12 protein-coding genes are annotated in these 11,868 nt (G+C 41.9%); 7 read left to right on the forward strand and 5 right to left on the reverse strand.

Annotation, left to right across the window (positions count from 1 at the left end; genetic code table 11):
- The first annotated feature begins 306 nt into the window (after positions 1–306).
- From HUU49_04730 to HUU49_04740, 3 genes are all read left to right on the forward strand, one after another.
- Entirely contained in the window at positions 307–573 is a 267-nt protein-coding gene (locus tag HUU49_04730) for a hypothetical protein (GenBank protein NUM25885.1), read from the forward strand.
- Positions 574–638: 65 nt separating this feature from the next.
- Positions 639–1,667, forward strand: a complete 1,029-nt coding sequence (ruvB, locus tag HUU49_04735) for a Holliday junction branch migration DNA helicase RuvB (GenBank protein ID NUM25886.1) — start codon at positions 639–641, stop codon at positions 1,665–1,667.
- A 249-nt stretch (positions 1,668–1,916) separates the two neighbouring features.
- Positions 1,917–2,483, forward strand: a complete 567-nt coding sequence (locus tag HUU49_04740; protein ID NUM25887.1) for a PH domain-containing protein — start codon at positions 1,917–1,919, stop codon at positions 2,481–2,483.
- A gap of 140 nt (positions 2,484–2,623) precedes the next feature.
- On the opposite strand, the gene HUU49_04745 is transcribed toward HUU49_04740, so the two are convergent.
- Positions 2,624–2,902, reverse strand: a complete 279-nt coding sequence (locus tag HUU49_04745) for a hypothetical protein (GenBank protein NUM25888.1) — start codon at positions 2,900–2,902, stop codon at positions 2,624–2,626.
- Positions 2,903–3,068: 166 nt separating this feature from the next.
- Between HUU49_04745 and HUU49_04750 the strand changes: the two genes are divergently transcribed.
- Genes HUU49_04750 through HUU49_04760 form a run of 3 tightly spaced genes read left to right on the forward strand, consistent with a single transcriptional unit; the run spans position 3,069 to position 6,767 of the window.
- On the forward strand, positions 3,069–4,508 hold the full coding sequence (locus HUU49_04750; protein NUM25889.1) for a flippase: 1,440 nt from the start codon (positions 3,069–3,071) through the stop codon (positions 4,506–4,508).
- The gene (locus tag HUU49_04755; protein ID NUM25890.1) at positions 4,489–5,481 is read left to right on the forward strand and encodes an HD domain-containing protein; all 993 of its coding nucleotides are present in this window, start codon (positions 4,489–4,491) and stop codon (positions 5,479–5,481) included. Before HUU49_04750 ends, HUU49_04755 begins: the two co-directional genes overlap by 20 nt.
- Positions 5,482–5,483: 2 nt before the next feature.
- The gene (locus HUU49_04760; protein NUM25891.1) at positions 5,484–6,767 is read left to right on the forward strand and encodes an O-antigen ligase family protein; all 1,284 of its coding nucleotides are present in this window, start codon (positions 5,484–5,486) and stop codon (positions 6,765–6,767) included.
- Between the two features lie 52 nt (positions 6,768–6,819).
- Here the strand turns inward: HUU49_04760 and HUU49_04765 are convergent, their stop codons facing one another.
- Together HUU49_04765 and HUU49_04770 are read right to left on the reverse strand one after the other, a co-directional pair.
- Complete coding sequence (locus HUU49_04765) at positions 6,820–7,494, reverse strand: hypothetical protein (GenBank protein ID NUM25892.1); 675 nt, start codon at positions 7,492–7,494, stop codon at positions 6,820–6,822.
- Positions 7,495–7,555: 61 nt separating this feature from the next.
- Positions 7,556–7,915: a hypothetical protein gene (locus HUU49_04770; GenBank protein NUM25893.1), complete on the reverse strand. Its 360-nt coding sequence runs from the start codon at positions 7,913–7,915 to the stop codon at positions 7,556–7,558.
- Between the two features lie 162 nt (positions 7,916–8,077).
- Between HUU49_04770 and HUU49_04775 the strand changes: the two genes are divergently transcribed.
- Positions 8,078–10,294, forward strand: a complete 2,217-nt coding sequence (locus HUU49_04775) for a type VII secretion protein EccB (GenBank protein NUM25894.1) — start codon at positions 8,078–8,080, stop codon at positions 10,292–10,294.
- A 55-nt stretch (positions 10,295–10,349) separates the two neighbouring features.
- On the opposite strand, the gene HUU49_04780 is transcribed toward HUU49_04775, so the two are convergent.
- The gene (locus tag HUU49_04780; protein ID NUM25895.1) at positions 10,350–10,988 is read right to left on the reverse strand and encodes a class I SAM-dependent methyltransferase; all 639 of its coding nucleotides are present in this window, start codon (positions 10,986–10,988) and stop codon (positions 10,350–10,352) included.
- 10 nt (positions 10,989–10,998) lie between these two features.
- Positions 10,999–11,226, reverse strand: coding sequence for a DUF1653 domain-containing protein (locus tag HUU49_04785; GenBank protein ID NUM25896.1), 228 nt, complete (start codon positions 11,224–11,226; stop codon positions 10,999–11,001).
- Positions 11,227–11,868: the final 642 nt, after the last annotated feature.

Consider the following 11,868-nt stretch of genomic DNA (forward strand, 5'->3'; position numbering starts at 1 on the left):
GCGAGCGGGCAAGGCGTGGAGGGGTTCAAGGGGAGGAAACGCCTTGCCCGCGAGCCAAAAACAAAGGCCCGCCGCCCGCGCGTCAGCGCGGAGCCGAGCAGAACATTTTGCTTTTCCTTAATTGAAAAATTTTTTGCGAGTGCCCTCTAAAAAATGTAAAGCAAAATGTTCTGCGAGGCAGGCCGCCGCTTTGCGGCGGCTGGCGGCGGGGCGATTCGGTCTGGTTTTTGTCAAAGATTTTTGCTAAAGTGAGTTCGAGCTTGGTTGTATAAATACACCACTCTTAAAATATAGGGTTGTAAAAATATGAGCTTGATTAAAATTTTTATAACGGCAATTGTTGTTAATTTAGTTTTCGTCGGTGGACTTTTATTCGCCGTTCATGACATTAGCCAAGCTTCAACATCAACCAATAAGATAACACCAAAAAAAGTATACTTTTCAGAAACCGAATGCGTTCAGGCAACGAATAAGTCTTGTCAATTTCGAACGTGCGATTATGTACCCGATAGCAAAACGTTTGAAGAAGTCTGCGGCGCCGACTTCAAAAAAGGCTGGGTGCCAATCCAATAGTAATCAAAAACAACCTGCCAGTTACGGTTGTTTTTTTGCGCCTAAAAAGCTAAGATACAGGTACTATGATTGAGTCTGAACAAAATCGAATTATCGACCCGGCCGAGCAGCAGCCCGATGCGGCATTTGATGTCAGTTTGCGCCCTAAAAATTTAAGTGAATTTATCGGGCAGCAAAAAATAAAAGACAACTTACAGATTTTTATGGACGCTGCCAAAGGCCGGCGCGAACCCATTGAACACGTCTTGCTCTACGGCCCACCGGGATTGGGAAAAACCACCCTCGCCCATATCATCGCCAATGAAATGGGGGTTAATATTCGTGTTACTTCCGGACCTGCCCTGGAACGCAGCGGCGACCTAGCAGCCATTTTAACCAATCTTGAGAATGGTGATATTTTATTTATTGACGAAATTCATCGCATGAATAAAATTATTGAAGAAATTTTATACCCGGCGATGGAAGACTTTGCACTCGACATTGTCATTGGCAAAGGGCCGTCGGCCCGAACCTTACGGCTTGACCTACCCCGCTTTTCCATCATCGGTGCTACCACTAAGATCAGCCTATTATCCAGTCCCCTACGTGACCGTTTCGGCAACATCTACCACCTCAACTTCTACGAAGATGAAGAGATTACTCAAATCGTCGGTCGTAGTTCAAGCATTCTTGACGTCAAATTAGACCAGCCCGCCGCTCGCGAAATCGCTTCCCGGGCGCGCAAGACTCCCCGGATTGCCAACCGACTACTAAAGCGCATCCGCGATTTTGCCCAAGTAAAACATAACGGCCTTATTAATCAAGATATTACCAAACAGGCGCTAACAATGCTTGATATTGATGAGTTCGGCCTGGATGAAGTTGACCGAAAAATTTTAGAGGTTATTATTACCAAATTTGATGGCGGCCCCGTCGGGCTTAATACCATTGCGGCGGCAACTGGCGAAGAAATGAGTACGATTGAAGATGTCTATGAGCCATTTTTGATTCAAACCGGGTTTCTGAAACGCACACCCAAGGGCCGAATGGCAACCGAACTCGCCTATCGCCACCTTGGACTTGACGATACTAAAAACCGACACAAGCTGCTATAATTAAATTATGGAGATTTCACTTTCACTATTCTATTTCATCTACCTAATCTTTGTTGTCATCTTTTTATTTTTCACATTTGCTAACGTTTATCACCTCCTGCGCTTTGGTTTTCTCAGCGTTAGTAATCTGGTACTGGTGGCATTTTATATTCTAGGATCAGTTGCAATTCTCGCCATCTCATGGGGCTATATCGGTCAAATTGACTGGACTCAAATGATTCCCATTATGACTCAGGTACAAGTATCATTATGATCAAATTTTTTATTCCTCACCGCAAAGACGGCGAAAAAATTATTTTTTTCCTGCGACGCCACCCATTTACGATTGCCATTAAAATCGTCTTTTGGGCGATTGTCGCTATAATGCCATTAGCATTTCATCTTATCCTGGAAGACACCGTATCGTCGTTATTAACCAACCAGTATATCGCGCCGATTATTATTTTGTTCTTGAGCCTCTACTACCTCTACGTCTGGCTATTCATGTTCCATAGTTTTGTCGACTACTACCTGGATGTTTGGATTGTTACTAATCACCGAGTTATTAATATTGAACAAAAAGGATTATTTTCTCGGACTGTCTCCGAACAAAAAATGTACCGCATCCAGGACGTGACTTCGGAACTTAAAGGATTGTTTGGAACATTCCTGGATTTTGGAACGGTCTATATTCAAACCGCCGGTGAACAAGCCAGGTTTATCTTTAAACAAATTCCCCAACCACAAGAAGTGGCCCGAAAAATTAACCAGCTAGTTGAAGAAAACAAAAAATATCACGAGCTAGAGATACAAAAAAACGGCCGTGAGGCCGACTAACCAACGCTTAATAAAAATATGGCAAACATCGTGCCATATTTTTGTTTTTGTTTTGGTTGTACGCTCGAAAAGAACAAATATATGATCGCCAATGATTTAAAGTATCGCCGGACCGGCGAACACGACTGGCGTTATTTGTATTAAAATCGAAAATAACCCTGGCTAAGCTTTTCACTTACAAGCTGCCCCGGCAAATACGCTGCTGACTGTTCAATCAAAGGAGCCGCCTCAACAGTTGACTGGTTACTCAGCAAATTAGTCGACAAACGCAGCAGCAAACCAACTGCTATAACAATAAAAAAAGCACTGATTAAACTCACCAGGAGCTGGCGCGAAATCAGGCTTTGAGGCAGGGCTTTATTATACTGCACCATCCCAAACAGAGACAGCACATCATGACCGGATTGAATTTTTGACATACAATTTGCTTTTTATTTTTGTTTTTTGGCTTGAACCGGAAAATGCGGTTCAAAAAAGAGAGTCTGTCTTGAGCTCTCTAAAATCAGTATAGCACATCTAAAAAATTTTGTCAATAAAAACCCATAAAACTTTGTATATTTACCAAAATTAAGATATTATCTTAATATGAGCGAAGTCCAAAAAATTGCCCATAACACGATTATTCAACTAATCGGCAAGGCGCTAACAATCGGTTTAGCGCTGATTATTTTTGGTTTCATCGCCCGCTATTTAGGGCAAGGCGGTTTTGGTCACTACTCAACCATCTACGCCTATATGGCAATCTTCGGTATCCTGGTGGACCTCGGGCTGCAGATGACTACTACTAAAATGATTTCCGATCCGGCCGAAAATGAAAATACAATCATTAATAACGCGCTGGCAATCCGATTTATCAGCTCGTTTCTGTTTTTAACGCTCGCGGCGTTTATTGCCGTGCTCATGCCGTATGGAACGATTGTTAAACTGGGCATCATTATTGCCGTTGCCGGTTTTACTGCTTCGGCCCTCACCACGGTTTTAACAAGTCACTTCCAAAAAAACCTTACCACCCATCAAATGGTTATTGCCGAACTAGCCGGTAAAACCGCTACGCTGACGTTAGTCATAATGGCAATCAAACTCAATGTTGGGTTACTGGGCGTAGTCAGCGCCACCATGCTTGACAGTGTCATCGTCTGTGCTGCTGCCTGGGGCTTTGCCAACAAAACACTCCGGCTTCGTTTAGCCTTTGACCCTGAAGTCTGGCAAAAAATTTTTTCAGCCACTTGGCCAATTGGCATAACTATTGCGTTAAACCTGATCTATTTCAAGGGAGACATTTTTATTATGTCGCTGATTAAAACCCCAAACGATGTCGGGCTGTATGCTGCTCCCTACCGGGTGCTGGAAGTATTAATCAACTTTGTGTATCTAATTCTCGGCCTACTTTTGCCGCTTTTAGCGGCCGCTTGGGCAGTCAAAGACCTAGCTAAATTAAAACGGGTAATCCAGGGCGGATTTGACTTTCTAATCAGCATTAGTGTTCCCATGATCGTTGGCGGCTATTTTGCCGGCGAAAGCTTAATGACCCTTGTCGCTGGTAAAGATTTTATTATTTCCGGACAAATCATCAAAATTTTACTGATCGCCACCGGACTGATTTTTATGGCGGGATTGTTTGGCTACGCTATCGTCGCTATTGGCGAACAAAAAAAGATGATCAAGTTCTATGCCGGCAACGCCATCTTTGCTATCGTCGGCTATATTTATTTTATCAATCGTTATTCCTATTGGGGTGCGGCCTGGATGACTGTGGCCACCGAACTGATTATGTTGCTCTCAACAATATATATCCTTAAAAAACAAATCAGTTTCTTACCACGGATTACTATTATTTATAAAGCGCTGGGGGCTAGTGTTGTTATGGCTTTATTCTTGGCGTACATACCATTAGCTAATTTCGTACTTTTAGTTCTGGCAGGCGCAACCATCTATGTAATTTGTCTATACATCTTTGGTGGATTTGATAAAAAAATAATTCAAGAAATTATCAGCGTTAAAAAACATGAAGGCATTAGTCATTAATGACAAAATTTACGGCCGTTTTACTATCACTGAACCGGTGCTAATTGAGCTCATCACTTCCCCTTCCCTCCAACGTCTTAAAAAGATTGAGCAGCACGGAACCTGGCAGTTCCATAAAACGTATCGACACCAATTTAACCGTTATGAACATTCAGTTGGCGTCATGCTGCTATTACGGCACTTTCAGACCTCGCTTGATGAACAAGTCCACGGCTTACTGCACGACATTTCACATACCGCTTTTTCCCATGTTTCTGATTTTCTATTTGGGTCCGATTCGATGAAGCACGACTACCAAGATAACCGAATCGCCAAGGCTTATGAACTACAAGGCATTAATAAGATTCTAAAAAAACACGGAATTGATTCACAATATATTTTAAATGAAAAAAATTTTCCGCTGGCCGAAAACTTGCTGCCCGACCTTTGTGCTGACCGGATTGATTATACCCTACGCGATCCCTGGGGCCGTGATCTAACCGCTGTTGATCCAAAACTGATTTTCAAAAATTTGCGCGTCGTTAACCAAAAATTTGCCTTTACTTCAAAAACCTGGGCAAAAAAATTCGCCAAACTCAACTTTTTACTCAACCAAAATGTTTGGTGCCACCCAATGCAAGTATCAATCTATGTTTTGTCAGCCAACATGCTACGTGAGGCGCTAAACCAAAAAATTATCACCAAAAAAGATCTTTATTTGACCGACAAACAAGTAACTACCAAACTCAGACGAGCTAAAAATCCAATGGTTACCTCCTACCTAAAACAGATCCAGGCCCTAAAAGTAAAGGAAGTTAGCCGACATCACGCCGATTTTGTTCGTTCATCAAAACCCCGGATTGTTAACCCCTTTTTCATTAATGGCCAAAAGCTAACCCGGCTCATGGATGTTGACGCTCAATACAAGAAACAGACCGCTACTTGGGTCAAAAAAGTCAAAAGAGGCTTTAATATAAAAATTATTAATTCGTAATTATGTTTTGGTTTGATTTTGCCTGGGACATCCAACATGTTTTAAACCAGTGGTGGTGGCAGATTAATTTTTTGCTATTAATCGTTTTTGTTCTACTAATCCGGCTCACCTGGAAAAAACCAATTAACGGTCTAGCATTAACCATTGTACTCTTACCCACCTACCTAATACGGTCGCAGATTTGGTTTTTACCTTTTACTTACTTAGAAATTTGTATCTGGGCAGTGTTTCTGACTTGGTTCATTAAAAATCTGACCACTAAAAACAGCCTACAATATTTCAGTAATCCGTATCGGGCGCCAATCATCCTAATCATAATCGCGGCCACTATTTCACTATTTATCTCGCCAGAAGTTCGGCAAGCGGCCGGCCTATGGAAAGCGTACTTCATTGAACCAATCATGCTGTTTACCGTTGCGGCAAACACTATTAAAAATAAATCTGACAAAGAAACTATACTTTGGGCCCTGGGATTATCCACTCTCACCATCTCTTTGTTGGCAATCTACCAAAAATTCAGCGCCTTTGGCATTTTCCAACCAGCCTGGGTTGCAAGCGACCATCGCCGGGTTACCTCAATCTTTAGTTCGCCAAACGCCGTTGGACTGTATCTCGGGCCAATTATTATACTGTACAGCACTTGGATTATTAATGATTTTAAAAAAATTAAAGCCACTGTTTTAAAATTTATCATCATGTTGCCCGCTTTATTGGCCGTATGGTTTACCGTATCACAAGGTACTTGGCTTGGCTTGGCGGCCGCAACAGTTTTTTTGGCATTTTTTGGTTGGGATAAAAAGAAGACGATTTTGTTAGTTATCGCTGGCGGGCTTATTCTCTTTGCTACGCCCGTAATTCGCGAAAAGGCTTGGCCGATCCTAACTTTTGCCGACGCTTCGGGACAAAACCGTTTAATTCTAATTAGTATGAGCGCTGATTACCTTGGCACCAGCGCCAAAAATTTTCTGCTCGGCGCAGGTATCCTGGGATTTGCCGACATCCAAAATCAATTACGAGATCCGCTAAAACTTGAAGCGCTTCTCTACCCTCACAACATTGTTTTAAACTTTTGGCTGGAAATTGGCCTACTGGGGTTAATTGGCTTTGGCTGGATTATTGCGAAATTCTACTACAAAGGCTTAAAACAACTGCAAGCCAGCCCGGACTGGATTACCCTTGGCGTTTTAGCCGCCATGATCACTGTTCTAATCCACGGACTAATTGACGTTCCCTATTTTAAAAATGATCTGGCGGTTTTGTTTTGGTTAATTGTGGCACTGCTTTAAAAAAGACAAAACAAAAACCCGGTCGCCTAACACGACCGGGTTTTTTACATTCTTATCGTCGGAAGAAACTGTCGACAATTTCTTTGGCTCGATCTTTGCCGCCGAGACCAAAGGCAATGCCTCCGGCCAAAGCAATCATGAAGACCAAGCCGGTAAACAATATCTGAATTAGTTCTGTAGCAACGCGCAATTGAATCAGCGCGGCCATTGAGGTAAACACCAAAATAGCCCACTGGGCAATGTTAGCCAACACCTGTGCTTCTTCGATTTTAGCCGCCGTCGCCGTTTCACGAACCAGCGTGTGAACAAAATTTCCAACAATAATACCAACAATTAGTATGACAATGGAAATAATCACATGTGGAATGTACAGCACGACTGACTGCAAAAACTGAGAAATTTGATTCAATCCCAGGATATCGGCCGCGGCCACCAAAGCAATTGCATACAGAAACCACGTCACCAATAGACCAAGCGCTTCACTGACTGCCAGCTTAAAGCCGATCTTTTCCAAGATTTTTTTCAAGCCGGTGGTCTCCATGGCCCGATCAACATAAATTTTTTTCAAGCCGGTTGCAACTAATTTGCCAAGCGATGAAGCGGCAAACAAAATAACAATAAAAACAATCGCCGCACCAATAATGCTTGGAATTAAATTAACAAACTTGAACCAAATTTCGACAAAGGAAGCAGTCAACACTTCTCCCCAGTCGGTTAATGATGACATAGGATATTCTCCTGTTTTTGCCTGATGGCAAAGCGTTAAATCTTTTAAGCACGCTCCTAGATTACTGAGCGCCGGTGGCCACAATCAACTGAGTAATGACGAAGCTGGCGATGGCGTACGAAACGAAGATGATAACCAAACCGATAATACCGGCGGTAATAATCTTTTTAGCCTGACCAACTTTTTCTTCGTTACCGGCTGAAGTCAACCAGACGAAACCTCCATACAGAATAATAACGATTGCAATAATACCTAAGAATCCGAGCAAGACGTTGATGATAGCCATGATACCTTCGCGCAAGTCTTTTGTTCCAAGACCGGTGTAGGTGCCGTATTCCAAGCCGACATTTAATGCCAATGCTGGAGTAACTGTCAAAGCAAACATCAAAACTGTCAAAGCAATTAATAAAACTTTTTTCATATTCTCACCCCCTTTCATGACTAATTTATTTAAAAATACCTTAGATATACTATACCATAAAACAACCTTAGACACCAAATTATTTACAAATGTCAACACTAAATGCTAAAATTAAACCACGAAAAACACTATTAATAAAGATAAACGAAACCAAAAACAAACATGCGACATCATTATCCAACAACTATTCTAAAATTAAGCCTGGCCACCGTGGCTTTTTTCATCTTGGGCGGGGTTACAGCCCAAGCCAGGACGTTTGATCCAAGCAACATTATCACCGACGATGATTTGATTAACAAAAGTGCGCTGTCAAAAACTGCCATACAAAAATTTTTGGAGCGCGAAAATAGCGTTTTATCGCGCTACAGCCAAATTGTTAACGGTCAAACGCTTAAAGCGTCAGAAATCATCTGGCAAATCAGTCAAAATCACACTATCAATCCAAAATTCCTTTTGACGACACTTGAAAAGGAACAAGCATTAGTCAGTAAAACACAGGCCACGGAAAAAGCGCTGGACTGGGCAACCGGTTACAGCTGCTACGGCGGCGGGTGCAATGAAAAGCACCGGGGGTTTTACAACCAAGTTGATGCCGCGGCTGAAACTCAACAAATCTACTGGCAGAAAGCGGGGCAGTTTAATTTTAAAGTCGGACAAACCACTAAAAGTTTTGACGGCTACCCCGTTACGCCGGCCAATCAGGCAACGGCTAATTTGTATATCTACACTCCGTATGTCGGCTATTCGCCGGAACTGGGTGTCACGGCGCCGTATGGTGGCAACCGGCTCTTCTGGCGAATTTGGAACCGTTACTTTACCGACCAAAAATTCTTAGACGGTCAAATTTTAACTGACGGTTCATCATATTGGTTAATTGAAAAAAATCAAAAACGAAAGTTTGCTTCAAAAGAAATTTTCTTCCAAGACCACACCAGTGACCAGGCAATCCGAGTTGGCTCGACGGATCTTGCGGCTTATCCTGATGGCCCGGCCGTTAGTTTTGCCAACAACACACTGGTAAAGTCAGATGCTTCGGGGCAAATTTATCTGCTGTCTGATGGCACTAAGCGGGCCATCGTCGACAATGCCGCCCTGGCTTTACTAAACGACTTTCGCATTGCTATAAGTGAAAATGAAATTCCAACCGTTTCTGAGCGGCAGCTTGATAACTACCCACTAGGAAGTTTAATTTTTAGCACTTCGGTGTACCCACAGGGTAAATTGTTCAAGGACGAAACCGGAACAATTTGGCAGGTAAAAGATGGTTTAAAACACTTTGTTGACACACCGGTCTGGCAAAATCGTTTTGATTCCGAAGCCCCAGAAGACACTACTGCTTCAACGCTAGAAAAATACCCGACTGGCGCACCAGTCAAACTTAAAGACGGCACGTTTACCCTCAGTACTAATACCGGCATCTACTACCTGATTTCAGACGGCGCGCGCATGAAAATTGAAGACTTAACAATTTTTGATCGTATTTTTGGGCCCGAAAAAAAGAACAGCGCCCTGCGCGTTTCAACCGAGCTACTTGAAGCTCACGACGCCGGTGAAGTAATCGACTATGTTGATGACACCGTTAAAGACACTGATGTACCAAACTCTGGGCCCACGCCCCCAGCCCCTGCCGGCGCTTATGCCGGAACGTTTGCCACCATGCTGCCCGAAGGGTTAATTATGATGACCGGACAAAAACAAACAGTTACGGTTACCTTCAAAAATACCGGTTCAACCCCCTGGCAACAAGGCAATGTGTGGCTTCAGGTTACTGATAAGGATAAAACCAGCTCAACGTTTGGTGTTGTCAACAAAATTGACTTTGCCGAAAACTCTGTTTCAACTAGTCAGCTAGCAACATTTACGTTTGAATTAGCTGCCCCGACTGAACAAAGCGGATTATTAAGCCAGGAATTTGGTATCTACTACAGCAAAAATGGCGTGCCAACCAAAATTGCTTCTATTGGCAAATTCGTGATTGTAAAGCCGGGTGCGGCGGCGCAAATTGTTGAACATAACATCCCAGTTGCTGTCCGTAATACTTGGCGGCCGATTCAAATTACCATGAAAATCCAAAACAACAGCACCGACATCACTTGGTTAGCTAGAAAAACAGCTCTTGAAATTACCAACGACGACGGTTCAACTAGTTATTTTCATGACCCTAATGACTGGATCAACAAAACTACCGCGGCAGCGGCCGTCAATAAAACATATATCAAACCTGGTGAAATCGGGGAATTTAAATTCACCCTTGACCCGCGCGGTATTAAGCGCGGAAACTATATCCTGAAATTCGGGCTCAAATTACTTGATCAAAATGGCAAAGAAATTTTCTTAAATGGCGAGCAAAACTGGAGACGAGAAATTAGAGTTGATTAAGCGTAGCTAAAATAAAAAATCGGCTTATCATGATGAGTCGATTTTTTTAATTATATCAAACAAATTTTAAAAACGGTTTTTTCTTTCTAGCAATAACACACAAATCCTCCTTGATTCGATTATGCGTAAACGGTTCAACTGACAAGGGATCATCAACTGCCAGTTGCCGAATGGCAACAAATTGTTTTGCTCTTTTAAGTTGGTACAAAAGACCTTCAAGATCATAACACCACTTATGTGCCTCATGGGGCAAGCTGTGTGCAAAAATGGAAAAATAAAAGCTGGCCGGAGCATCTTTAGGAATGCGATGATGCGCCCACCATGAAAAACCTTTGAGTTCAGAGTAGCTGTTAGCTAAATACTTTTGAATATGCACTCTTAAATCAGGAACGGTGATTAAAATATAGCCGCCAGGATTTAATAGCTTGGCACAATTTTCCAAGCAACGCTGACCTTCTTCCATGGATAAGTGTTCAAACACGTGCTGCAGACGAATAAAATCAAACGTCCCAAGAGCTGCAACAGTTTCATCAGACAAGTGAGCGATATCGGCCTGGGTGTAACGGTCTTTGAACTCCTCGGGAACCTCATGGATAGAAAATAAATCCAAATAATGAAATCCATCCTCAAAGCGATCACCACAACCAACATCAAGCCAGCGAATCTTTTTTGACACTAGTAATTGTTCTTTCAAATTCACGTTTTTATTCTCCTAAATAAGTAAATCGCGGCACCGTCGCATGGTTAATTTCTATTTGCCCTAAAAACATCTTAGCCGGCCGAACCCAAAGCCGTGACGTTTCATTGTTATATAACGCTTCATACACCACTAAATCTTCCAAGGTCTCGCTGTGCTTGGCCAAACCAATCACCCGGTACTCTTTTCCGGTGTTATGTTTTTTACGAGGTAAGAACGAAAACGCTGTAAACAGCAATAAATCGGTATAGAAAGGCCACTACTTCCAAATTATTGGAATGTGGTCTTTTTTTGATACTATAAGTTTATTTCAATGATGCTATATCAGTAAAACTACCTCTACAATATTTCTCGTCTTTTCATTTCCCCAAAATTGATTTTCCTCAACTTTGTAATATAAGACCACCATTAATTTACTTAGCAAGCAGTAAACTCTTGGTAACACAGTAACATTGTCTCAAAGTGTGACAAATCAATGTTTCCGTAAATAGTAAAATGTGACTAGTGAGACAGGACTACTGGACGATTTTCACTTTTGCATGTAAACGATATAATAAAAATGTAAATTTAAGGATTTATTAAATGACCGTTACTAGAGGATGGAAGCCATATATTGATTTTAATATATGTTTCTGTCTATTTTTTACTTAAAATATTCAGAATATAGCTACTATAGTAAATTGTACATAAAATTAATGTTGATGTAACTCTATTGTAACCGATATGACTTATGCTGATAGCATACTTATGCCTCCATTATAGTAATTATCGAACGATTGTTCACTCTACTCTTCATTACAACTTATTTATTGTATTGGGAAATATTTGGGAAATATGAAACCTTTGGAACACTTTTACAGTCTAATATTTCAGAGGA

It is taken from the genome of Candidatus Buchananbacteria bacterium (assembly GCA_013359225.1).
Lineage (GTDB): Bacteria > Patescibacteriota > Patescibacteriia > Buchananbacterales > UBA6539 > JABWCG01.

Excerpts from the sequence above, each read along its gene's own strand:
- HUU49_04730 (NUM25885.1), top strand. The coding sequence starts at position 307 with ATGAGCTTGATTAAAATTTTTATAACGGCAATTGTTGTTAATTTAGTT.
- ruvB (NUM25886.1), top strand. The coding sequence starts at position 639 with ATGATTGAGTCTGAACAAAATCGAATTATCGACCCGGCCGAGCAGCAG.
- HUU49_04740 (NUM25887.1), top strand. The coding sequence starts at position 1,917 with ATGATCAAATTTTTTATTCCTCACCGCAAAGACGGCGAAAAAATTATT.
- HUU49_04745 (NUM25888.1), bottom strand. The coding sequence starts at position 2,902 with ATGTCAAAAATTCAATCCGGTCATGATGTGCTGTCTCTGTTTGGGATG.
- HUU49_04750 (NUM25889.1), top strand. The coding sequence starts at position 3,069 with ATGAGCGAAGTCCAAAAAATTGCCCATAACACGATTATTCAACTAATC.
- HUU49_04755 (NUM25890.1), top strand. The coding sequence starts at position 4,489 with ATGAAGGCATTAGTCATTAATGACAAAATTTACGGCCGTTTTACTATC.
- HUU49_04760 (NUM25891.1), top strand. The coding sequence starts at position 5,484 with ATGTTTTGGTTTGATTTTGCCTGGGACATCCAACATGTTTTAAACCAG.
- HUU49_04765 (NUM25892.1), bottom strand. The coding sequence starts at position 7,494 with ATGTCATCATTAACCGACTGGGGAGAAGTGTTGACTGCTTCCTTTGTC.
- HUU49_04770 (NUM25893.1), bottom strand. The coding sequence starts at position 7,915 with ATGAAAAAAGTTTTATTAATTGCTTTGACAGTTTTGATGTTTGCTTTG.
- HUU49_04775 (NUM25894.1), top strand. The coding sequence starts at position 8,078 with ATGCGACATCATTATCCAACAACTATTCTAAAATTAAGCCTGGCCACC.